The organism is Defluviimonas salinarum (genome assembly GCF_026013545.1).
Classification (GTDB): domain Bacteria; phylum Pseudomonadota; class Alphaproteobacteria; order Rhodobacterales; family Rhodobacteraceae; genus Albidovulum; species Albidovulum salinarum.
The window spans coordinates 311,013-332,208 of sequence record NZ_JAPDOG010000002.1; the positions used below are offsets into that span (position 1 = coordinate 311,013).

Consider the following 21,196-nt stretch of genomic DNA (forward strand, 5'->3'; position numbering starts at 1 on the left):
CCTGACCGAGCCTGCCCGCCCGGTCAAATCGAGAATTGTGATCGCGACAATTCCGCCGCGTGACGAGGCCCGCGCCGTCCGAACCAGCCAAGCGGGCTTTTCAGGGCGCGGCTTGCAGGCTATCGAATCCCCATGAGCGAGACTCTGACCGAGATCTACGACCGGATGACCCATTCGGGCGCCTTGCGCCAGGATGCCGCCCAACGCGCGCTCCTGCCCGAGCTGCAGCGCATCCGTGCGGCGCTGGAATCGACGACCGGGCGCAAGAAGGGGCTCCTCGCCGGGCTCTTCGCGAAACCTGCCGAGGGGGTGAAGGGCCTCTATCTCTGGGGCGGGGTCGGGCGCGGCAAGTCGATGCTGATGGACCTCTTCCACGAGAACGTCGCGATCACGGCGAAACGGCGGGTGCATTTCCACGCCTTCATGCAGGAGGTGCAGTCGCGCCTCCACGAGGTCCGCAAGACCGGGGTCGACGACGCGATCCTGCCCGTCGCCGAGGAGATTGCCGAGAACCTGCGGCTTCTCTCCTTCGACGAGATGCAGATCACCGACATCGCCGACGCGATGATCGTCGGCCGGCTCTTCCAGATGCTTTTCGACCGCGGCGTGACCGTGGTGACGACCTCGAACCGGGTGCCGGACGACCTTTACAAGGATGGGCTGAACCGGCCGCTCTTCCTGCCCTTCATCGCGCTCCTCAAGACCCGGATGGAGGTGCGCGAGATCGAGAGCGAGACCGATTACCGCCAGCACCGCCTCGAAGGGGCGCAGGTCTACTTCACGCCCGCCGGGCCCGAGGCCGCCGCGGCGATCGCGCGGATCTGGACCGAGCTCACCGGCGGCGGCGGCGATGCCGAACTCCGGCTCCGGATCAAGGGCCGCGACCTTGTCCTGAAGGACTACCATGCCGGGGTGGCGCGCGCCTCGTTCTGGGAGCTCTGCGGCCGCCCGCTCGGTCCCGCCGACTACCTCGCGCTCGCCAATGCGGTCAGGGTGCTGATCCTCGACGACATCCCCCACCTTTCGGCCGAGAACTACAATGAGGCCAAGCGCTTCGTGACGCTGATCGACGCGCTCTACGAGGCGAAGGTGCGGCTCGTCGCCTCGGCCGCCGACACGCCGGAACGGCTCTATGTGGAGGGCGAGGGCGCCTTCGAGTTCGAGCGCACCGCGAGCCGGCTGCGCGAGATGCAGGGCCGCGACTGGGGCCTCGGCCGGGCGGCGGAGTAGCCGGCCCGGCATGTCCCGCGGCAGCGCCGTCCGGGCGGGCTCGATGCCGGACCGGACGGCCGCCCCCCGGAACGCCGGTCGCCGTCATCGCGATGTCGCCTTCGTGCGCGCGGCTCCGCTCGCGCCGCGGCACCAAGGGCCGTCCGCAACCGCCGCGCCCCGGAGGGCCTTGATGATCGTCCGCGACACGCCGAGCCTCATCCAGCTGCTCCTCGTCATGCAGGGCTCGATCGTGCCGAGGATCGCCGGCCGCATCATGGCCTTCGCGCTCTTCGCCCTCGGCGTGCTCCTCGTCGACCGTCACATCGTCGCGCTGCCGCATGTCTCGATCCCGGCGATGGGCGTGTTCGGGGTGGCCTTGTCGCTGTTCCTCGGGTTTCGCAACAACGCCGCCTATGACCGCTGGTGGGAGGCGCGCAAGCTCTGGGGGCAACTCATCGCCGACGCGCGCAGCCTCGGCCGCGAGACGCAACTGTTCCTCGGGGCGGGACCCGCGCGCGCGGCGGTCATGGAGGGCCTCGCTGGTTTCGCCCATCTCCACCGCGGCTGGCTGCGCGGCACCGACGCCATCGCCGCCGCGGCGGCATGGGATCCGGCCGCCCCCGACCATGCCAGCCGCCGCAACCCGCCCGACGCGGCGCTGCGCGCCATCGCGGCCGTCCTGCGCGCCGAGGCCGAGGCCGGGCGGCTCTCCGACATGGGCCAGCGCGCGCTCGCCGAGCGGCTCTCGGGGATCGCGCTCGCGCAGGCGGGCTGCGAACGGCTCGCCTCGGCGCCGATCCCCTTCGTCTATTCGCTGCTCGTCCTTCGCACCAGCTACCTCTACTGCCTGATCCTGCCCTTCGCGCTGATCGAGAACGCAGGCGGCTTCGCGCCCGCCGTGGCGGCGGCCGTCGCCTATGTCTTCTTCGGCCTCAACGCGGTCAGCGACGAGCTCGAGCACCCGTTCCGCGACGCCGCGAACGGCCTGCCCCTCGACGCGATGTGCCGGGTGATTGAGATCGCCGCCGCCGAGGCGCTCGGCCGCGAGCCGCCGGAACCTTTGCGCCCGGTGGACGGAGTCCTCAGCTGACGTGCCGCGGGGCTGCGCTATCGGTGCGGCTTGCGATACCGGCCCGGAGGTTCAGCTCGACGGCATCGCTCGGCACCTTCCGCCCGCCGCGAGATCGGCGGGCACGAGGTCGGGGATCGCCGGGATCTTCTCGCCCGCGCGAAGCGCCTCGGTGACGTCGAGACATCTCACCAATGCCTCGACCCGCGCCGCGATCTCGGCAAAGTTGTTCAGCGGCGCAGTCACCTGATATATGCGCGTCGTAACCAAGAGATTTCGATCCGGGATATAGCGGAAACTCACGGCGCAGAATATTGGCTTCGGCTCTGCGCGATCGAAACCGCAACGCGCATAGAAGCGCTTCGAGTCAAACTCGGGGAAGATAAGGACGTCACCCCGCGCAGGCGCTTCATGGAGGCCCTGCCAGCCGACCTTATAGCCGTCGAGATCAAAAAGCGGCGGCAGAGTCGGATCAGGGTGAAAGCGTGACGCTGCGTCCGGGGCCCATGTTGGCTCTACGCCCGCATGCAATGCAGTTTGATCCTTGATATGGATAACCGTGTTTTGCAGATGTGGATCAGCTTGCGTCAGATCCCAGATCCAGTCGACATCCGAGAGCGAGACGAATTCATTCTCGACCTGAAGATCCTGGATCGGCGTCCTCTTGCGCAAATCGAACGTGCGCGTCCCGAGCGTCACCAGGCCGTCGGTTCGGTTCCTGATGGTGTCCGCGCGCGCGGCGGCGAGGGACACGAGAGCCGCGCAAAGGAGGCTGATCAGGAAACGCAATCTCGGAAACCGATCGTTTGAGAACCTGCGAGCCGAACACCGATCTTCTGCGGTCGGCACGCGGCATGGGTGAGTGAATTGCCGCCCTCTTTACTAGGTCGCGAGTGGCGCGGCCTGTCAAGCCGCCATTGCCGCCTCAGTGCAGCACCGGGGAAGTGGCTGTTCTTGGATGCTCAGCTGTCCGGACTGCCTCGGAGGCAGCAACAGGGGCGCCGGGCTGTTCGGTCGACCCTGCCGGGGCAGGGTCAGCCGTTTTCCCTCAGCACGCCGCCGGCGAGGTAGAGCGAGCCGCAGATCAGGATCCGGGCGCCGGGATCCTTGGCGGCGATTGCCTGCACAGCGGCGAGGACACTCTCGGCGGTGCCGGCCTCGATCCCGGCCCTGGCGGCGGCCTCCTGCGTCTGTTCCGCTGTCAGCGTGTTGGCCTCGCCGGGGATCGAGACGGCGGTGAGCGTCTTCGCGGCGGCGGCGATCGGGCGCAGGTAGCCCGCGATGTCCTTGGTGTTGAGCATGCCGAGGATCATGTGGGTGGGCTTCGCCGGCAGCCGCGCGAGGGTGGCGGCGACGGCGATGCCGCCCGCCGGGTTGTGGCCGCCGTCGAGCCAGAGCTCGCAAGCCCCCCCCGCATCGACGAGCGGGCCGTGGCCGAGGCGCTGCATCCGGGCGGGCCAGTAGGCTTTCGTCACCGCGGCCTCGCAGGCGGCCTCGGTCGCGCCGAGATGGCGCAGGGCTGCGAGCGCCGCGCCGGCGTTGTCGATCTGGTGCGGGCCGGGAAGGTTCGGCAGCGGCAGGTCGAGAAGGCCGTTCTCATCCTGGAAGATCAGCCGGCCGCGTTCCTCCCAGACGTTCCAGTGCTGGCCGTGGGCGAGGAGCGGCGCGCCGAGGCGGGCGGCCTTCGCCTCGATCACCGCGAGGCCCTCGGGCTCCTGCGGGCCGACGACGCACGGCACGCCGCGCTTGATCACGCCGGCCTTCTCGCCGGCGATCTCGGGGAGCGTCTCGCCGAGGTATTGCTGGTGGTCGATCGACACCGGGGTGATGATCGAGAGCCGCGGCTGGTCGACGACGTTGGTCGCGTCGAGGCGGCCACCGAGGCCGACCTCGAGCAGCGTCCAGTCGGCCTTGTTGCGCGCGAAGGCGAGGAGGGCCGCACAGGTCGTGATCTCGAAATAGGTGATCGGGATGCCGCCGTTGGCCGCCTCGCATTCTTCGAGGATCTCGGTCAGGTGATCTTCGGAAATGAGGTCCCCGGCGAGGCGGATGCGTTCGTGGAAGCGGGCGAGATGCGGCGAGGTATAGGCGTGGACGGTGTCGCCCATCGCCTCGAGCCCGGCGCGGATCATCGCTTGGGTCGAGCCCTTGCCGTTGGTGCCGGCGATGTGGATCACCGGCGGCAGCTTGCGTTCGGGATGGTCGAGGGCTTCGAGGAGGCGCCAGACCCGGTCGAGCGTCAGGTCGATGATCTTGGGATGCAGCGCGAACATGCGCGCGAGAATCAGGTCGGAACCTTGGGACATCATGGCCTCGCTGGCGCTGGGGTCGGGCGTCGGCGCGGGGGGCTGTCTGCCCCCCGGACCCCCCGAGGATGTTTTCGGCAAGATGAAGGTTACTTCGCGGCGATGCTGCTCGGGGCCGGCTTCGCCTCGGGCTTCGGCAGGTCGCCCTTCACCGCCGGGGGCTGGCGGGTGAGCATCCGGAGGATCCCGGTGAGTTCGTCCTTCAGCTTCTTGCGGTGGGTGACCCGGTCGAGCATGCCGTGGTCGAGGAGGTACTCGGAGCGCTGGAAGCCCTCGGGCAGCTTCTCGCGGATCGTCTGTTCGATGACGCGGGCGCCCGCGAAGCCGATCAGCGCGTTCGGCTCGGCGATCTGGACGTCACCGAGCATCGCGTAGGAGGCGGTCACGCCGCCGGTGGTCGGGTGGGTCAGGACGACGATGTAGGGAAGGCCCGCGTCCTTCAGCATCTCGACCGCGATCGTGGTGCGCGGCATCTGCATGAGGCCGAGGATGCCTTCCTGCATGCGCGCGCCGCCGGCGGCCGAGAAGAGCACGAAGGGGCGCTTCAGCTTCACCGCGCGTTCGGCGCCGGCGATGATCGCGTTGCCGACATACATCGACATCGAGCCGCCCATGAAGGCGAAGTCCTGGGCCGCGGCGACGATCGGCGTGCGGCCGATCTCGCCCTCGGCAACCAGCATCGCCTCCTTCTCGCCGGTTGCCTTCTGGGCGGACTTGAGGCGGTCGGGGTATTTCTTCTGGTCGCGGAAATGCAGCGGGTCGGCGATCGGCTCGGGCACCTTCACCTCGCTGAAGATGCCGCCGTCGAACAGCGTGGCGAAGCGGTCGCGCGGGCTGATCGCGAGGTGGTGGTCGCAATTGGTGCAGACGTTGAGGTTCTCGGTCAGCTCGCGGTGGAACAGCATGGTCCCGCATTCGGGGCACTTGGTCCACAGGTTGTCGGGCACTTCGCGCCGCGAGAACAGCGAATTGATCGTCGGCCGGACGTAGTTGGTGATCCAGTTCATCGCATCTGCCTTGAGCTCGGGTCGGCGGGGGCCGGTCAAGCCCTCCAGATAGTCCGGGCGCGCGGGAATTGCAATCAGACCCGCAGGCTGATCCGGGCGACCAGCCAGGCGATCACCATCGAGGCGAAATCGAGCAGGAGTGCGGGGCGCGCAGCGTCGGGGTCGGCGGGGTCGAAGATCACCGTCCAGAGCGCGAGCCCGTCGAGATTGCCGGCGAGTCCGACGATGAGAAGCGCAGAGATGTTGTTGGCGGCGTGGAAGCCGAGCGCCGCGCCGAGCGTGCCGGTGCGTGCGGTGAGGTCGGCGGCGAGAAGGCCGAAGACCGCGGCCCAGAGTGCGACCAGCCAGGCGTTCGGGCCGAAATCCTCCGGCAGGTAGTGGCCCCAGGCGAAGAGCACCGAGGGGATGCCGATCCAGATCAACGGCGAGCGGAAGCGCGCGGCGAGCTGCTGCTGGAGGTAGCCACGGAACACCAGCTCCTCCGCTCCGGTCTGGATCAGGATGCCGGGAAGCGCCAGTGGCAGGTAGCCGAGGAACGCGAGAAAGCCGAGGCCGGGGCGGACCTCGAGCCCGAGGAGTGCCAGGGGCAGCAGCAGGATCTCGAGCGCGAGGATCGGCAGGAGGACGCGGGCGAAGTCGCGCAGCGCGCTTCTCGGCGAGGGGCCGATCAGCGTGCCGGCGCTGCGGCGGTGGAAGATCCGGACCGCCGCCATCGGACCGAGCGCGAGCCCGAGGAAGGACCATAGGAGCAGGAGCATCCCGCCCGGCGTCTCTCCGGCCAGCATCCGGCGGATCATCGCGTCGGCGACGGGCTGTCCGTACTGGACGCTGAGCCAGGTGCTGAGGCCGAGGATCGGCAGGAGGTAGGCAGCCACGATCAGCGCCGATGCGGGCAAGAGCCGCCAGAGCGCCGGGCGGCGGCGGGCGGGCGCGACATAGTCCTCGTGGGAAGCGTAGGCGCGGATCATGGCTCCCGCGAGGCTAGCCGCTCTCGGGGGCGCCCACAATCGGCGGAATCGGCACCTTCTCGCGCGCGGCACTTCTTGTGTCCCGCGCCGCGCTCGCCTATTGCAGGGCCGACATTTGACGGGAGGCCAGCCCATGAAGAACCGCCGTTTCGACAAGTCCGCACTGCCCAGCCGCCATGTGACCGAGGGCCCCGCGCGGGCGCCGCACCGGTCCTACTTCTACGCGATGGGCATTTCCGAGCAGGAGATCCACCAGCCCTGGGTGGGCGTGGCCACCTGCTGGAACGAGGCGGCACCGTGCAACATCGCGCTGAACCGGCAGGCTCAGGCGGTGAAGCAGGGCGTGAAGGTCGGCGGCGGCACCCCGCGCGAGTTTACCACGATCACCGTCACCGACGGCATCGCGATGGGGCATGAGGGCATGCGCTCCTCGCTCGCCTCGCGCGAGGCGATCACGGATTCGGTCGAACTGACGATGCGCGGCCATTGCTATGACGCGCTCGTGGGCCTTGCCGGCTGCGACAAGAGCTTGCCGGGGATGATGATGGCGATGGTGCGGCTCAACGTGCCGTCGGTCTTCATCTATGGCGGCTCGATCCTGCCGGGCCGGCTGAATGGCCAGGACGTGACCGTTCAGGACGTGTTCGAGGCGGTCGGCAAGCATCAGGCTGGCAACTACTCGGATGCCGAGCTCGCGGTGCTGGAGCGGGTGGCCTGCCCCTCGGCGGGCGCCTGCGGCGGCCAGTTCACGGCGAACACGATGGCTTGCGTGTCCGAGGCGATCGGGCTTGCGCTCCTCAACTCCTCGGGCGCGCCCGCGCCCTACGAGAGCCGCGACGAATACGGCATGGCCTCGGGCGAGGCGGTGATGAACCTGATCGAGAAGAACATCCGTGCCCGCGACGTGGTGACGCGCAAGGCGCTGGAGAACGCGGCGCGGGTCGTGGCCTGCACCGGCGGCTCCACCAATGCGGGGCTGCACCTGCCGGCGATCGCGCACGAGGCGGGGATCGACTTCGACCTCTTCGACGTCTGCGACATCTTCCATGACACGCCCTATTTCGTCGACCTCAAGCCCGGCGGCCAGTTCGTCGCCAAGGACCTCTACGAGGTGGGCGGCGTGCCGGTGGTGATGAAGGAACTGCGCAAGGCTGGCATGATCCACGAGGATTGTATCACGGCGTCGGGCCGCTCGATGGGTGAGGAGCTTGACCTCATCACCCGCGAGGCCGATGGGCGCGTGATCTATCCCTCGGCGAGCCCGATCACCAAGACCGGAGGCGTCGTCGGCCTGAAGGGCAACCTCGCGCCGGACGGCGCCATCGTGAAGGTCGCGGGCATGAAGCCGGAAGAGCAGGTCTTCACCGGCCCGGCGCGGGTCTTCGAATGCGAGGAGGATGCGTTCGAGGCGGTGAAGGCGCGCGCCTACAAGGAGGGCGAGGTCATCGTCATCCGCAACGAGGGACCGGCAGGCGGTCCGGGGATGCGCGAGATGCTGGCGACCACGGCGGCGCTGTCCGGCCAAGGCATGGGCAAGAAGGTGGCGCTGATCACCGACGGCCGCTTCTCGGGCGCGACGCGCGGCTTCTGCGTCGGCCACGTCGGCCCCGAGGCGGCGCATGGCGGGCCGATCGCGCTTCTCAAGGACGGCGACATGATCACGCTGAACGCGATCACCGGCGAATTGTCGGTTGCGCTCTCCGACGACGAGCTGGCGAGCCGCAAGGCCGAATGGAAGGGGCCGCGCCCGACCCAATACGCTTCCGGGGCGCTCTGGAAATACGCGCAGCTCGTTGGTGGCGCCCGCAAGGGCGCGGTGACGCATCCCGGTGCAAGGGCCGAGCGTCATGTCTACATGGACCAGTAAGACCAGGGCCGCCGTCGCGCTGGCCGCCGGCCTCGGGCTCGCGGCCTGCGCGGCGAGCGGCTTCGGCGGCGCGAGCCGGGCGATCATCGTCGCAGGTGGCGAGGTGACGGTGACCGGCCCGTCCGGCTACTGCATCGACAGGAGCGTCAGCCGTGACGGGGCGGAGGGCGCCTTCGTGCTTCTGGGCTCCTGCGCCGCGATCTCCGGCTCGCGGACGGCGGCACAGCCGGTGCGGCCGGCGGTGCTGACCGCCTCGGTCCTGCCCGGCGCGCCGCTCTCGGCGCCGATGGCGGAAAGCTTCGAGGGGCTTGCCGCCTTCTTCCGCTCCGCCCCCGGCCGCGCCGCCCTGAGCCGCTCGGGCAAGGCCGAGACGGTGACGGTGGAAGAAGTGGCGGCGGCAGGCGACGTGCTCTACCTGCGGCTCAGCGATGCCTCGGCGTCGGATGGCCGGGCGGTGGAGCCGGAATACTGGCGCGCAATTCTCGCGCTCAAGGGGCGAATCGTGACGCTGTCGGCGCTTGGCCTTCAGGACCGGCCGCTCACGGCGGCGGAGAAGCGCCGGGCCCTTGAGGGGTTCGTCGCGCAGATGAAGGCGGTCAATCCGGTACCGGCGGCCACCGCCACCGAACCGGCATCCTGACCCAGCGCGGGGCAACCAGGGTTGCCCCGTGTCGTAAACACAACGATAAGAAGTGCAGTTTCGCTCACGCGACAAGGTTACGATGGCCACGCAGGCGATGACCCGGATCTACGACAGGTTGTTGGAGCAGGTGCTCTTCAGGCGTACGCTGCAACGCTGGCAGCGCATCGCGTCGCGTGCGGAGACGGCGGATGTCTCGGTGCTGCGGCGCCTGCACGGCCCGGCCCGCCAGCTTCGGAGCGAACTCGACCGGCTGCTGCGGGTTGCCGACGGGCGGCTGGCGCAGGCGGAGAGCGGCGCGCGGGCGATCCGCCGTCCGCCAATGAGCGACTGGGCCTGGCGGCCGGAGATCTGGCGCGCTCCGGTAACACCGGGCGGCATCGCCCCGGCCGAACCGCGCAGCGCAATCGGATCGGAGGCGACGCTGTTTCACGATTGCCCCGCACGCGAGGTGACGCTGCGCCAGATCCGGAACGCGGGTGCAGACGACCTTCCGCCCTACGGGTTGAAGCTGGACGTGCTACGGTTCGAGGGATCGTTCCTGTCGCTGGTGATCGAGCTGCCGCCGGCGGCGGTCGACGGGCTGACACTGCACCACATCGTCCGGTTGGATGCCGCTCTTGAAGTGGAAACCCCCCGGAAGATCTTCGTGCGGCTGAACCTGAAGCACGGGCCGAACACCGAGCAGGTCGTGCACGGGGTGGCGCCCGCAGACGGTGCATTGGTGGCGGAGTTCGACCTCGCCCACACGAAGATGAACGAGAAGCGGCTGGAGCGGGCCTGGATCGACTTGATCTTCGAGAAACCGGAGATGAACCAGTTCGTGCTCCGCGACGTGACGCTGAGCCGGCGGGCGCGGGCGGAGATGTGAGGGTGGGACGATGACGACGGCCGTTCTGGGCAGTGGACGGATCAGCGCGGGGCGCTGGGAGGCGGAACTGGGCGGTTCGGGTCCGACCCCGCCGCGGATCGAGATCTGGCACCGGGAGCGCCAGCTCGACGGCGTCACCGTCGCGGCGGCGGCACGGGCCGGCACCTGGATGGTGTCGGTGCCGATCCCGGTGGCGGCGTTGTCGGACGGGGTGCAGACCTTCCTCGTTCAGGATGCCGCGAGCGGTGAGCGGCTCGGCCAGTTCACGATCATCGCGGGTGTCGCGATCGAGGACGACATCCGCGCCGAACTCGACCTGCTCAGGGCCGAGCTCGATCTCCTGAAGAGGGCGTTCCGGCGGCACTGCGCCGAGGCCGCCGGCTGAGGGCTCAGGCCGCCGGCGCGGACAGCACCGGCGCGGCCCTGGTCCACCAGCCGGGTTTCTCGATGCTGATCCGGCGCGCGGCACGCGTGGCGGCGGCAAGGTCGGCGAATAGGCCGAAGCAGGTAGCGCCGGATCCCGACATCCGCGACAAAAGACCGCCGCAGGCGCGAAGCGCGGCAAGAACCTCCGCGATCACCGGGGCAATGGCGATCGCGGGCGCTTCGAGATCGTTGCGCTGCACCGCGAGCCAGAGCGCGAAGTCGGTCGCATCGCAGCCCTTGGGGATCTCGGTAATTGGCGGATTGTCCCGACGCTCAAGCGCGGCGAAGACGGCGGGCGTCGGCACGGCGACGCGGGGATTGACGAGCACCAGCGCCAGCCCCTCGGGCAGTCCCCCGACCGGGTCCAGTCGCTCGCCGATGCCGCGCATCCGCGCCGGTCTGCCGGCAAGGCAGACCGGCACGTCGGCGCCGAGCGCGAGCACCGCGTCGGGTGCCGGCAGCGGCAGGTTCCAGAGCCTTGCGAGCGCGCTCAGCGTCGCCGCCGCATCGGCAGAGCCGCCGCCGATGCCCGAGGCGACCGGAAGCTGCTTGTCGAGCTCGATCGCGGCGCCGCGCTCGACTTCGAAAGCCCGCGCCGCGCGCAGCACGAGATTGTCGGCCCCGGCGTCGAGACCCGCTCCCTCCGGGCCGGTGATCGTCAGCCCGAGGCTTTCGCTCTCGGACACGCGAATCCGGTCGCCGGTGCCGGCGAAGACCACGAGGCTGTCGAGCAGGTGATAGCCGTCGGCCCGCCGGCCGGTGACATGCAGCGTCAGATTGACCTTCGCCGCGGCGAAGGACTCATTGGCCATTCTTGGTGAACTTGAGCGGTTCGGCGCCTTCCTCCTTCAGCACGAGGTCGAGTCCGACCTCGAGCTTGCGGCGGATCCGCTGGGCTTCCTCTTCCGTCGCCGGTTCGAGCGAGAGCGCGCGCTTCCACTGGAACTCCGCCTCGCGCTTGCGTCCGACGGCCCAGTAGACGTCGCCGAGGTGGTCGTTGATCACCGCGTCGAGCGGCATCAGTTCGACCGCGTTCTCCATGTGGCCGACCGCCTCGTCATAGCGGTCGAGCCGGTAGAGCGCCCAGCCGAGGCTGTCGGTGATCGCGCCACTGTCGGGCCGCCCGGCCAGCGCGCGTTCAATCATCGCCATGGCCTCGTCGAGATTGGTGTTCATCTCTAGATAGGAATAGCCGAGATAGTTCAGCACCGAGGGGTGGTCGGGATTGAGCGCCAGCGCCTTGCGGAAATCGGCCTCGGCCTTCGGCCACTCCTTCTCGCGCTCGTAAGCGATGCCGCGGGTGTAGTAGATGACCCACTGGGCCGGATCCTCTTCGGTGAAGAGCGCCACAGCCTTGTCATAGGCGTCTGCCGCTTCGCCAAAGCGTTCCTGACGGCGTAGCGTGTCACCAAGCGCGGCCCAGATGTCGGAGCGGTCGGCATGATCGCGGCTGAGCTGCTGCAGCACCTCGATTGCAGCATCGGCCTTGTCGCCCGCGATCAGCGCGTCGGCCCGGCCGAGCTCGGCCGCGACATAGGCGGGATCGTTGCGCGAGATGCGGTTGAACGCTTCGTTCGCCAGCGCGAACTGGCCCTGGGCTTCGAGGATCGAGGCGCAGAGCAGCACCGATTCCGACTGGTCCGGCGCGAGGTATTCCGCAAGCCGGGCAAAGGCGAGCGTGTTGACGTCGGCCGCTTCTGTGTTGAGGGCGCTCGCCACTGTGTAGAAGACTTCCGCAAGGCCGTCGGTCGGGTTGCGGATCACCGTGAAGGAAACCGGTTTGCCCGCCGCCAACTCCTCGCGCAGCGCGAAGAACGAGGGATCGCCGGTCTCGGCATAGATCGCGTCGATCAGCTCCACCGCGTCGCCGTTGCGCTCGAGCTGGCTGAGGATCTGTGCATGGGCGATGACGCCGCGGCGGGTGGCGCGCAGCGGTCCATCCGCCTCGCCCGAGAAGATGTAGTCGGCGCCTTCGAAGTCGCCCACCGCCGCGAGTGCCAGCGCCTTGTGATAGAGGCCGAACGCGCGCGAGCCTTCGTTGCTCGCGACCGCGTCGAAAGCCGCTGTCGCGTCGGCCATGCGCCCCATGCCGACGAGCGACCAGGCGCGGAACAGGCCGTCGACCAGCGGGCCGCCAGTGCGGCCGCCGTCGAGCTCGTCCAGCGCGGCTTCGAACTGGCCGTTGCGAACCAGGGCGGCGAGAATCACCAGATCGCCGATCTGGCTCGACATACCGGCGTCGTCGAGCCGCTGCGCCATCGGCAGCGCCTTGTCGATCGCGCCGCGTCCGATCTGGGCGATCATCGCGTTCTCGAGCAGCCCGGCATCGTTCGGGTCCGACAGAAGAGCCCGGTTGAAGTACTCCGCCGCCACATCATAGTCCGACACCCGGCTGGCAATCCGTCCGGCAAGGTACGGACCCGCCACGCCATCTGCCGTGAAAGCAGGCTGGACGGTACCAAATGTGAGGGCAAGGGCGAGAACGAGGGGCAGGGGGCGCACTTGCGGCACGTGGGTCTCCTTCCGAACGATCGTGGCGCGAACGTAGTGGCCCGGGCGTCTCAAAGCAACGGTTGCTTTGCGTAAATCGGACATGGATTATGTCGGTTTTGGGGCAGTCCCCCGGCTGTGGCGGCGTTTCGCGTGCTCGTTACCGGAGAGTCGGCGCTTTGCGGCCGTGGCGTGAGGTGCGTGCGAATCACCCAGCGATGCGGGCGAGGACGAGAACCACGGCGATGACGAGCGCGACGGCGATTGGAAGGTGGAACCGGTCGAACCGCCTGCGGTCAGGGCGATGGGGCGGATAGTAAAGCGGCCAGATCTGCCGTTGCGCCGCCTCCGTCAGGAGGTCGAGAGAGATCGGGATTCGCGCCACTCTGCGGCCGGGAGGACGGAACGGCCAGCCGGGATCGAACAGCGACCCCTCGTCGGCATGATGGAACTCCCAGCGATAACCGGACAGGTCGGTGCCGAAACGGGTTGCGAAGGCTTCGAGGAACGCGAAGGCGTCGTCGCCGTCGCCGTCGCAGCCGGTCGCGGCAAGGATGTCGGCCTCGGCCACCGGGTCGAGCCGCCTGCCGAGCTGTTCCTCGACGAAGGCGGCGACGTCCCGGCGGCCGGGCGCGGCCATCACATGTTCGGGTAGTTCGGGCCGTCGCCGCCCTGCGGCGTCGTCCAGTTGATGTTCTGGCTCGGGTCCTTGATGTCGCAGGTCTTGCAATGGACGCAGTTCTGGAAGTTGATCACGAATTCCGGCTTGCCGTCCTTCTCGACCACCTCGTAGACGCCGGCCGGGCAATAGCGCTGCGCCGGCTCGGCGTATTTCGCCAGGTTGACCGAGATCGGAACCGACGGATCCTTGAGCTTCAGATGCGCCGGCTGGCTCTCCTCGTGGTTGGTGAAGGAGAAGGAGACGTTGGTGAGCCGGTCGAAGGACAGGACCCCGTCGGGCTTCGGATAGTCAATCACCGGGAACTTCGACGCCTCGCCGGTCGCGGCCGCGTCGCTCTTGCCGTGCTTCAGCGTGCCGAAGAGCGAGACCCCGAAGAGGTTGTTGGTCCACATGTCGAAGCCGCCGAGGACGAGCGACGGGATCATTCCCCACTTCGACCACATCGGCTTCACGTTGCGCACCTTTTTCAGATCCTTGGCCACCGGCCCTGTGCGCAGCTCGGTCTCGTAGGCGGCAAGCTCGTCACCCGAACGTCCGGCCTTGATCGCCGCGTGGGCGGCTTCGGCCGCGGCAATGCCCGAGAGCATCGCGTTGTGGTTGCCCTTGATCCGCGGCACGTTCACGAGGCCGGCCGAGCAGCCCAGAAGTGCGGCGCCCGGCGCCACGACCTTCGGGATCGACTGCCAGCCGCCCTCGGAGATCGCGCGGGCACCGTAGGCCACGCGCTTGCCGCCCTTCAGAAGCTCCGCGACCATCGGGTGGTGCTTGAAGCGCTGGAACTCCATGTAGGGATAGAGGTGCGGGTTCTGGTAGTTCAGGTGCACCACGAAGCCGACATAGACCTGGTTGTTCTCGAGGTGGTAGATGAACGACCCGCCGCCGGCGTTCTTGCCAAGGGGCCAGCCCATCGTGTGGGTGACCGTGCCCTCCTTGTGCTTGGCAGGGTCGATCTCCCAGATCTCCTTCATGCCGATGCCGAACTTCTGCGGGCAGTGGCCCTTCGACAGGTCGTACCTGGCGATGATCTCCTTGGCGAGCGAGCCGCGCACGCCTTCGCAGATGAAGACGTACTTGCCGTGCAGTTCCATGCCCGGCTCGAAGTTCGGGCCCGGCGTGCCGTCCGCATTCAAGCCCATCACGCCCGCGACGACGCCCTTCACCTCGCCGTTCTCGCCGTAGACGAGTTCGGAGGCCGCGAAGCCCGGGAAGATCTCGACGCCGAGGCCCTCGGCCTGCTCGGCCATCCAGCGGCAGACATTGGCCATCGAGACGATGTACTTGCCGTGGTTGTTCATCAGGGGCGGCATCGGCCAGTTCGGGATGCGGATCTTGCCGGCCTCGCCGAGCATGTAGAAGTTGTCCGCCTTGACCTCGGTCTTGATCGGGGCGCCCTTCTCCTTCCAGTCGGGAATGAGCGCGTCGAGGCCCACGGGATCGAGAACCGCACCCGACAGGATATGCGCGCCGACCTCGGAGCCTTTTTCCAGCACGACGACATTGAGGTCGGCGTCAAGCTGCTTGAGGCGGATCGCGGCCGAAAGCCCTGCCGGGCCGGCACCCACGATCACCACGTCATATTCCATCGATTCCCGTTCGATCTGGGCCATTCCTGTTCCTTTCCCTGCGCCTGCCTGAGTGCCTCATCCGTCGCGCAAGATCGTTAGCTTACCGAGTGGCATGACGCAACAATGACGCCGCGCAGAATCCGCGCGCCGTCCGCCCTGCCGTTCGGCGCCGACAATAGTGCGCCTGCGCTCCGGGAAACGCGCCAAAAGCGGCAGGATTCGCGCCGCCCCCGTCGGGTTCGGGCCAGATCCTGCCCGCGCGCCCGACGCGTTTTCTCGCTGCCTGACCGGCGCGTCGGCGCCCGGCTATTGACTTTCCGGCGGCGAACCGGGTTTACAGCTTAGTGTTGCGCAGCGCGCTGGCATTGTTGGGCATTGTTCTATTACGGGCGAAGATGGAAAAGATACCGATGACCCGCGCGGGGCATGCCGCGCTCGACCAGGAGTTGAAGGCCCTGAAGACGGTGGAGCGCCCCGCCGTGATCAAGGCGATCGCCGAGGCGCGCGAGCATGGCGACCTGTCGGAAAACGCCGAATACCATGCCGCCCGCGAACGCCAGAGCTTCGTCGAGGGCCGGATCAAGGAACTCGAGGCGATTCTCAGCCGCGCCGAGGTCATCGACCCGGCGAAGCTCTCGGGCGCGATCAAGTTCGGCGCCACGGTGACGCTCGTCGACGAGGACAGCGACGAGGAGCGGACCTACCAGATCGTCGGCGAGGCCGAGGCCGATATCGAGCGCGGCCTTCTCAATATCCGCTCGCCGCTTGCCCGCGCGCTGATCGGCAAGGACGCTGGTGACAGCGTCGAGGTGCGCACGCCTGGCGGCGAGAAGAGCTACGAAGTCCTGAGCATCCGCTACGTCTGATCGGGGCCCGGGCGGGACGCGGAGGGACGCCAGATGTCGGAAGAGCAGCAAACCACGGCGGGGACCGAGCCCCCGGCCGATGCCCCCGCCGATTTCGGGATCTACTCGCGACTCCAATCGGATCGCGGCATCGCGCCCGGCGACATCGTGGCGGGGGCGGTCAGCCTGGTCTGGTTGGCGCTCGTGGGCGGCTTCTACCTGTTCGCCGGCGAAACGGCGGGCTCTGGTGGTGCGCTTGGCTCGATCATGGTGCTGGTCGCGATCTTCCTGCCAATCGCGCTGATCTGGATCGCCGCGATCTCGCTCAAGACTGCGCGCCAGATGCGCTCCGAGACGCAGCGGCTGCAGGCGGCGATCGACGCGATGAGGCATGCCTATGTGAGCCAGGCCCAGGCCGGCGGGGCCGCGCGCGGCGCGGTCGAGCGGCGGCTTGACGAGATCGTGACGACGGCGCGCCAGCCGGTGAGCGCCGTTGCCACCTTCGCCTCGCGCCGCGACGGTGCCGCGCCCGAGCCGGTCGTCGATCGCAAGGCGGCGCTGCGCGCCCCGAAGCCCGCCGCCGCGGGCGACGATCAGCCGGCGCTGGCGCTCGGTACCCCGGCCGAGGCGCTCGCTGCGCCGGTCTCGGTCGCGGATTTCGTCCGGGCGATGAACTTCCCGGAAGGCCCGAACGACAACGAGGGATTCCGGGCGCTGCGCCGGGCGCTCGAGGATCGCGGTCTTGCCAAGCTGATCCGTGCCGCACAGGACGTCCTGACGCTCCTCAGCCAGGACGGGATCTACATGGACGACCTCGTGCCCGACCAGCCGCGGCCGGAGATCTGGCGCCGCTTCGCGCAAGGCGAGCGCGGCCGCGTGATCGCCGGTCTCGGCGGTGTGCGCGACCGCTCGAGCCTCGCCCTCACCGCGGGGCGGATGCGGCAGGACACGATCTTCCGCGACGCGGCGCATCACTTCCTGCGCCAGTTCGACCGGACCGTCACCGAGTTCGAGAAGAACGCGAGCGACGCCGAGATCACGGCATTGGCCGAGACCCGGACCGCGCGCGCCTTCATGCTGCTCGGCCGGGTGACCGGGATCTTCGACTGAGCCAGCCGGGGCTCAGTTGTTGATGTTCTGGATTTCCACCGTCGATTTCGCCTGCACCAGGAGGACGCCGGAATTGTTGTCCGGATCGCCGTCGTGGTGGACCTTCATCGTCGCGCCGGGAAGCTCGGCGAAGGCGTTCATGACCTTGTTGGGAAAGAAGGTCCGCGGGATGGTCTCGAAGCCGGGCAGGCCGGTGAGGATGTCGCTCACCGAACTGCCGCAAAAGGCCTTGTTGACCGCGCCGTAGGACTCTGCCCGGCGGAGCGCCATCTCGGCCACTTCGGGGCTGACCGGGATGCGGTATTCGATCACGTCGTAGGTCTCGCGCGCATGGTAGTCGATATAGAACTTCCGCATCTTCTCGGTGATGCCGTAGTGCAGATCGTTGCGCTCGGGCACCCAGGGATGGTGCCAGGTGCCCGCCGGATCGAACATCACCCGCTGGCTCGCGTCGATCAGGAGGCCCGAATGCTCGCCCGAACCGCCGTTCTTGCGCACGACCGTATAAAGCGTGATCGAGGGCGGCTGGCCCGAGATGAAGCGGGCGCGGGTTACGGCCTCGTCCGGCGCCCAGACGGGTTCGGCGCCGCAGGCCGCGAGGGCGAGCGGCAGCATGAGGGTGAGGGCGAGCCGGCGCATCGTCGGATCAGGTTTCCGGCGGAATCACGCGTTGGCGAGCGCGAGGACGATCAGCACGAGGATCGAGATCGCCGCGCCCCAGGTCACGAAGCGAACGAAGCCGTCGAAGGTCTTTTCCTGGGTCCGGATATCCATGCTGCCGTGCTTGTGTTCGGCCATATCGTCGCTCCTGCGTTCGCGTTTCGCCTCGAATAGCCGATTTGGCGCGGCCTGTCACGCCCCGCCGGCACAACATGGCCCGCTTCGAGGCGACCGCGGCGGCACGGTCGCAGGCGATGTCAATTGCGGTCGAGATCGGCGGCGAGGCGGAAGCCGATCCGGCGTGGCTCCTCGACCTCGGGCGCCTTGGGCAGGGCCCGCAGCATCACGTTGAGTTGGCTCACATGCTGGATCAGCTGGTTGCGGCCGCCGTCGTCGTCGCGGCCATAGAAGGTCACGATGTCGGGGTCGAAATAGCCGATCCCCTCGATCCGGAGCACCCCGGCATCGCCGCCGGTGAAGCCCATCGCCACCTCGTGCTCGTTGTCGAGCTGGGCCTCGAAATTTTTTATGTAGAGGATCAGCCGCTCATAGGCCCATTGCGCCGGGCTCTTCTCCTCGATCGGCTGGGCGGCGACGCTTTGGGGCAGGGGTTCCAGCTCCGCGGTCTTCGGCGCGTCCGGCGCGGTGTGCACGACCCGCGCGCAGGGAAGGGCGGAGGCTTCGTGGACCTCGGCCGAGGTATGGATCATGTCGGTGGGTTCGTGGTCTGCCACAGCCAGGCTCCGTCTTCGCGTTTCGCGCGCACCGCAAGGCCCGCATGGAGAAGATGGTTCAGATGCGCGACCGCTTCAACCAGAGCGAGCCCGTATTCGCCCTCGCCGATGGGGCGCTTGAAGAGCGGCGCGAAGCATTCGGCGGCGGTGCGCGGCGTCGTCAGATGCGCCTGCAGCCGGGCAAGCGCGCCGGTATGATTCTCGATCATCTGGATGAGCCGTGTGGGCAGGCCGGTGAAGGGCAGCTTGTGGCCGGGCAGGACGAGCTGGCCCGCGCGGGCATGGGGGCGGAAGGCCTCGCAACTCGCGATCCACTCGGCGACCGGGTCGGCGCTGGGCTCTGAGGCGTAGACGCCGAGATTGGCCGAGATCGACGGCAGGAGCTGGTCGCCGCCGATGACGAGATTGCCGCCCACCTCCCAGAAGGTGGCGTGGTCGGGCGCATGGCCGTGGCCGATGCGGACAGTCCAGTCGCGCCCTCCCATCCTGAGCCGCTGGCCCTCGGCAATCCGGGTATAGCCGAGCGGCAAGGGCGCGACGACGTCGCAGAAGTTGAACGGCCGCTCGGCGGCGCGCGCCGCGAAGAGATCGGGTGCCATTCCGGCCGCGCGCCAGAATTCGAGCGTCTCGGCCACCGGGACGGGATGTTCGTCGAGCGTCAGCATCCGCGCGAAGAGCCAGGAAGTGCGGGTGGTCAGAAGCTCCGCCCCCCGCGCCTGGAACCAGCCGGCGAGGCCGACATGGTCGGGGTGGTAATGCGTCACCACGACCCGGTGGACCGGCTTGCCCTTCAGCGGACCGGCCAACGCCGCCTCCATCGCCGCGCGGGTGCGGCGTGTGTCGAGCCCGGTATCGACCAGCGTCCAGCCGTCGCCGTCGTCGAGCGCGTAGACGTTGACGTGATCGAGCGCCATCGGCAGCGGCAGCCGCAGCCAGAGGACGCCTTCGGCCACCTCGACCGCCTCACCGGTCGCGGGCGCGCGGTCGAAGGGATAGCGGATACCGTCCGTCGCGATGGCGGGAATCGCGGTCACGAGGACAGCGCCTCTGGTGTCAGCGCAAGGACCGCCTCGGCGCCGTCGCGCGCCGCGGCGAGATGCGCGGCGTAGAGCGGCAGGCGGCGGCCAATGTAGAACCGGGCGAGCGCCGCGCGCGGACCGGTCCCGCCCTCGGCCATTGCCGCCTTCAGGTGGTAATGCGCGCCGAGCACGCGGGCGAAGGCCTCGAGATAGGCGGTCGCGCCGGCATTGCGGTCGGCGCCCTCGCGCCCGACCATCCACTCGGTCGCCTCCCGAAGGGTCTCGGCCGCCGCCCAGACCGCGCCGGCAAGGTCGGGCTGATCGCCGCGGGCGGCCTCGGCGCCGGCCTCGATCTCCTCGAGCAGCCGGAAGGCCGCCTCGCCGCCATCGGCGAGCTTGCGGCCGACGAGGTCCATCGCCTGGATGCCGTTCGTGCCCTCGTAGATCGCGGTCACGCGGACGTCGCGGTAGAATTGCGCCACGCCGGTCTCCTCGATGAAGCCCATGCCGCCGTGTACCTGCATCGCGGTCTCCGCGACGCGGATCCCGGTCGCGGTGCCGAAGGCCTTGGCGATCGGGGTAAGGAACGCGGCCCGCGCGGCCCAGTCCGCCTCGCCGGTCGCGGTGCCCATGTCGATCGCCTGCGCGCAGGCAAGCGCGATCGAGCGCGCGGCGAAGGTGTCGGCGCGCATCTCGCCGAGCATCCGGCGCACGTCGGCATGGCCGATGATCGGTCCGAACTGCTGGCGTTCGGCCGCATATTCGGTCGCCGCCTGACAGGCGGCCTCGGCGACGCCGATCCCCTGCATCGCGACGCCGAGCCGGGCATTGTTCATCATCGTGAACATCGCGGCCATGCCCCGGTGCTCCTGACCGACAAGCCAGCCGGTCGCGCCCTCGTAGGCCATGACGCAGGTCGGCGAGCCGTGAAGCCCCATCTTGTGTTCGAGGCTGACGACCTTGACGGCGTTCGCCGCGCCGGGTTGGCCGTCGGCGTCGGGGAGGAACTTCGGCACGAGGAAAAGGCTGATCCCCTTGGTGCCCGCGACCGCGCCGGGCAGGCGGGCGAGGACGAGGTGGCAGACATTGCCCGTGAAGTCGTTGTCGCCCCAGGAGATGAAGATCTTCTGCCCGGTGATCGCATAGGTGCCGTCGCCGTTCGGCTCGGCCCTGGTCCGGAGCGCGCCGACATCGCTGCCCGCCTGTGCCTCGGTCAGGTTCATCGTGCCGGCCCATTCGCCGGAGACGAGCTTCGGCAGATAGAGCGCCTTGAGCGCATCGCTCGCATGGTGGTCGAGCGCCTCGATCTGGCCTTGGGTCATCAAGGGCAGGAGCTGCAGCGAGAGGCAGGCCCCCGACATCATGTCATGGATCGCCATGTTGAGCGTCTGCGGCAGGTCCATGCCGCCATGCTCCGCGGGCGCGGACACAGAGACCCAGCCGCCGTCGCGGATCGCCGCGTAGGCTTCGGCATAGCCCGGAGAGGTCCTGACCACGCCGTTTTCAAGCCGCGCCGGGGTCAGATCGCCCGCCCGCTGCACCGGGGCGAGGGCGGTGTCGCAAAGCTTCGCCGCCTCGGTCAGGATTGCCTCGGCAAGATCGCCCGTCGACTCGCCGAAGCGGTCGGTGGCGGCGATGGGCGCCAGCAGCACGACATGGTCGAGGATGAAGCGGATATCGGTGACGGGCGAGCGGTAGGGCATGGGGCACTCCTGATCCCGCGGC

At 68.7% G+C, this 21,196-nt stretch carries 21 protein-coding genes; 8 read left to right on the plus strand and 13 right to left on the minus strand.

Translation table 11 applies throughout. From position 1 onward, the window contains the following. The first annotated feature begins 132 nt into the window (after nt 1-132). Together zapE and OM960_RS03865 are read left to right on the plus strand one after the other, a co-directional pair. On the plus strand, nt 133-1,230 hold the full coding sequence (gene zapE / locus OM960_RS03860) for a cell division protein ZapE (protein ID WP_264771110.1): 1,098 nt from the start codon (nt 133-135) through the stop codon (nt 1,228-1,230). Between the two features lie 172 nt (nt 1,231-1,402). Then, a complete protein-coding gene (locus tag OM960_RS03865; protein ID WP_264771111.1) occupies nt 1,403-2,302 on the plus strand; it encodes a bestrophin family protein in 900 nt (299 codons plus the stop codon). A gap of 51 nt (nt 2,303-2,353) precedes the next feature. On the opposite strand, the gene OM960_RS03870 is transcribed toward OM960_RS03865, so the two are convergent. From OM960_RS03870 to OM960_RS03885, 4 genes are all read right to left on the minus strand, one after another. Further along, nucleotides 2,354-3,070, minus strand: a complete 717-nt coding sequence (locus OM960_RS03870; RefSeq protein WP_264771112.1) for a hypothetical protein — start codon at nt 3,068-3,070, stop codon at nt 2,354-2,356. Between the two features lie 245 nt (nt 3,071-3,315). After that, nucleotides 3,316-4,590 carry a bifunctional folylpolyglutamate synthase/dihydrofolate synthase gene (locus tag OM960_RS03875; RefSeq protein ID WP_432759506.1) on the minus strand — a complete coding sequence of 425 codons (1,275 nt, stop codon included), beginning with the start codon at nt 4,588-4,590 and terminating at the stop codon, nt 3,316-3,318. Nucleotides 4,591-4,676: 86 nt separating this feature from the next. Next, nucleotides 4,677-5,594: an acetyl-CoA carboxylase, carboxyltransferase subunit beta gene (accD, locus tag OM960_RS03880; protein WP_263335759.1), complete on the minus strand. Its 918-nt coding sequence runs from the start codon at nt 5,592-5,594 to the stop codon at nt 4,677-4,679. 74 nt (nt 5,595-5,668) lie between these two features. Beyond that, a complete protein-coding gene (locus OM960_RS03885; RefSeq protein WP_263335477.1) occupies nt 5,669-6,562 on the minus strand; it encodes a CPBP family intramembrane glutamic endopeptidase in 894 nt (297 codons plus the stop codon). 133 nt (nt 6,563-6,695) lie between these two features. Here OM960_RS03885 and ilvD point away from each other — a divergent pair, with 133 nt between their 5' ends. The 4 genes from ilvD (at nt 6,696) to OM960_RS03905 (ending at nt 10,325) form a co-directional block, all read left to right on the plus strand. Continuing rightward, nucleotides 6,696-8,429 (plus strand): dihydroxy-acid dehydratase, encoded by a 1,734-nt coding sequence (ilvD, locus tag OM960_RS03890; protein ID WP_263335476.1) that lies wholly within the window; start codon nt 6,696-6,698, stop codon nt 8,427-8,429. After that, nucleotides 8,410-9,069, plus strand: a complete 660-nt coding sequence (locus tag OM960_RS03895) for a hypothetical protein (protein ID WP_263335475.1) — start codon at nt 8,410-8,412, stop codon at nt 9,067-9,069. Before ilvD ends, OM960_RS03895 begins: the two co-directional genes overlap by 20 nt. Nucleotides 9,070-9,151: 82 nt before the next feature. After that, complete coding sequence (locus tag OM960_RS03900; protein WP_264771114.1) at nt 9,152-9,940, plus strand: DUF6478 family protein; 789 nt, start codon at nt 9,152-9,154, stop codon at nt 9,938-9,940. Between the two features lie 10 nt (nt 9,941-9,950). Next, a complete protein-coding gene (locus tag OM960_RS03905) occupies nt 9,951-10,325 on the plus strand; it encodes a hypothetical protein (protein WP_264771115.1) in 375 nt (124 codons plus the stop codon). Between the two features lie 4 nt (nt 10,326-10,329). Here OM960_RS03905 and OM960_RS03910 read toward each other — a convergent pair whose 3' ends face one another. The 4 genes from OM960_RS03910 to OM960_RS03925 all read right to left on the minus strand — a co-directional run bounded on the left by OM960_RS03910 (nt 10,330) and on the right by OM960_RS03925 (nt 15,145). Next, nucleotides 10,330-11,178: a 4-(cytidine 5'-diphospho)-2-C-methyl-D-erythritol kinase gene (locus OM960_RS03910; RefSeq protein ID WP_263335473.1), complete on the minus strand. Its 849-nt coding sequence runs from the start codon at nt 11,176-11,178 to the stop codon at nt 10,330-10,332. After that, nucleotides 11,168-12,877, minus strand: coding sequence for a tetratricopeptide repeat protein (locus tag OM960_RS03915; RefSeq protein ID WP_264771116.1), 1,710 nt, complete (start codon nt 12,875-12,877; stop codon nt 11,168-11,170). Before OM960_RS03915 ends, OM960_RS03910 begins: the two co-directional genes overlap by 11 nt. A gap of 187 nt (nt 12,878-13,064) precedes the next feature. Then, nucleotides 13,065-13,496, minus strand: coding sequence for a DUF1493 family protein (locus OM960_RS03920; RefSeq protein WP_264771117.1), 432 nt, complete (start codon nt 13,494-13,496; stop codon nt 13,065-13,067). Further along, the gene (locus tag OM960_RS03925) at nt 13,496-15,145 is read right to left on the minus strand and encodes an electron transfer flavoprotein-ubiquinone oxidoreductase (protein WP_263335470.1); all 1,650 of its coding nucleotides are present in this window, start codon (nt 15,143-15,145) and stop codon (nt 13,496-13,498) included. Before OM960_RS03925 ends, OM960_RS03920 begins: the two co-directional genes overlap by 1 nt. Nucleotides 15,146-15,498: 353 nt before the next feature. Here OM960_RS03925 and greA point away from each other — a divergent pair, with 353 nt between their 5' ends. Both greA and OM960_RS03935 read left to right on the plus strand, forming a co-directional pair. Continuing rightward, nucleotides 15,499-15,969 carry a transcription elongation factor GreA gene (gene greA, locus OM960_RS03930; RefSeq protein WP_263335469.1) on the plus strand — a complete coding sequence of 157 codons (471 nt, stop codon included), beginning with the start codon at nt 15,499-15,501 and terminating at the stop codon, nt 15,967-15,969. Between the two features lie 33 nt (nt 15,970-16,002). After that, on the plus strand, nt 16,003-17,058 hold the full coding sequence (locus tag OM960_RS03935) for a hypothetical protein (protein ID WP_264771118.1): 1,056 nt from the start codon (nt 16,003-16,005) through the stop codon (nt 17,056-17,058). Nucleotides 17,059-17,070: 12 nt separating this feature from the next. Here OM960_RS03935 and OM960_RS03940 read toward each other — a convergent pair whose 3' ends face one another. From OM960_RS03940 to OM960_RS03960, 5 genes are all read right to left on the minus strand, one after another. Continuing rightward, a complete protein-coding gene (locus OM960_RS03940) occupies nt 17,071-17,697 on the minus strand; it encodes a hypothetical protein (protein ID WP_263335467.1) in 627 nt (208 codons plus the stop codon). Between the two features lie 24 nt (nt 17,698-17,721). Continuing rightward, nucleotides 17,722-17,856, minus strand: coding sequence for an aa3-type cytochrome c oxidase subunit IV (locus OM960_RS03945; protein ID WP_263335466.1), 135 nt, complete (start codon nt 17,854-17,856; stop codon nt 17,722-17,724). A 119-nt stretch (nt 17,857-17,975) separates the two neighbouring features. Further along, nucleotides 17,976-18,428, minus strand: coding sequence for a DUF6173 family protein (locus OM960_RS03950; RefSeq protein ID WP_263335755.1), 453 nt, complete (start codon nt 18,426-18,428; stop codon nt 17,976-17,978). Next, a complete protein-coding gene (locus tag OM960_RS03955) occupies nt 18,425-19,486 on the minus strand; it encodes an MBL fold metallo-hydrolase (protein WP_432759507.1) in 1,062 nt (353 codons plus the stop codon). The genes OM960_RS03950 and OM960_RS03955 overlap by 4 nt, the downstream gene beginning before the upstream one ends. Continuing rightward, complete coding sequence (locus OM960_RS03960; RefSeq protein ID WP_263335465.1) at nt 19,483-21,174, minus strand: acyl-CoA dehydrogenase family protein; 1,692 nt, start codon at nt 21,172-21,174, stop codon at nt 19,483-19,485. The genes OM960_RS03955 and OM960_RS03960 overlap by 4 nt, the downstream gene beginning before the upstream one ends. Between the last annotated feature and the right edge of the window lie 22 nt (nt 21,175-21,196).

Coding starts and splice junctions, on each gene's coding strand:
- OM960_RS03875 (WP_432759506.1), bottom strand. CDS start 4,590: ATGATGTCCCAAGGTTCCGACCTGATTCTCGCGCGCATGTTCGCGCTG.
- OM960_RS03935 (WP_264771118.1), top strand. CDS start 16,003: ATGTCGGAAGAGCAGCAAACCACGGCGGGGACCGAGCCCCCGGCCGAT.
- OM960_RS03960 (WP_263335465.1), bottom strand. CDS start 21,174: ATGCCCTACCGCTCGCCCGTCACCGATATCCGCTTCATCCTCGACCAT.
- OM960_RS03905 (WP_264771115.1), top strand. CDS start 9,951: ATGACGACGGCCGTTCTGGGCAGTGGACGGATCAGCGCGGGGCGCTGG.
- OM960_RS03920 (WP_264771117.1), bottom strand. CDS start 13,496: ATGGCCGCGCCCGGCCGCCGGGACGTCGCCGCCTTCGTCGAGGAACAG.
- OM960_RS03895 (WP_263335475.1), top strand. CDS start 8,410: ATGTCTACATGGACCAGTAAGACCAGGGCCGCCGTCGCGCTGGCCGCC.
- OM960_RS03950 (WP_263335755.1), bottom strand. CDS start 18,428: ATGATCCATACCTCGGCCGAGGTCCACGAAGCCTCCGCCCTTCCCTGC.
- OM960_RS03940 (WP_263335467.1), bottom strand. CDS start 17,697: ATGCGCCGGCTCGCCCTCACCCTCATGCTGCCGCTCGCCCTCGCGGCC.
- OM960_RS03865 (WP_264771111.1), top strand. CDS start 1,403: ATGATCGTCCGCGACACGCCGAGCCTCATCCAGCTGCTCCTCGTCATG.
- OM960_RS03910 (WP_263335473.1), bottom strand. CDS start 11,178: ATGGCCAATGAGTCCTTCGCCGCGGCGAAGGTCAATCTGACGCTGCAT.
- OM960_RS03925 (WP_263335470.1), bottom strand. CDS start 15,145: ATGGCCCAGATCGAACGGGAATCGATGGAATATGACGTGGTGATCGTG.
- OM960_RS03945 (WP_263335466.1), bottom strand. CDS start 17,856: ATGGCCGAACACAAGCACGGCAGCATGGATATCCGGACCCAGGAAAAG.
- OM960_RS03900 (WP_264771114.1), top strand. CDS start 9,152: ATGGCCACGCAGGCGATGACCCGGATCTACGACAGGTTGTTGGAGCAG.
- zapE (WP_264771110.1), top strand. CDS start 133: ATGAGCGAGACTCTGACCGAGATCTACGACCGGATGACCCATTCGGGC.
- ilvD (WP_263335476.1), top strand. CDS start 6,696: ATGAAGAACCGCCGTTTCGACAAGTCCGCACTGCCCAGCCGCCATGTG.
- accD (WP_263335759.1), bottom strand. CDS start 5,594: ATGAACTGGATCACCAACTACGTCCGGCCGACGATCAATTCGCTGTTC.
- OM960_RS03885 (WP_263335477.1), bottom strand. CDS start 6,562: ATGATCCGCGCCTACGCTTCCCACGAGGACTATGTCGCGCCCGCCCGC.
- greA (WP_263335469.1), top strand. CDS start 15,499: ATGGAAAAGATACCGATGACCCGCGCGGGGCATGCCGCGCTCGACCAG.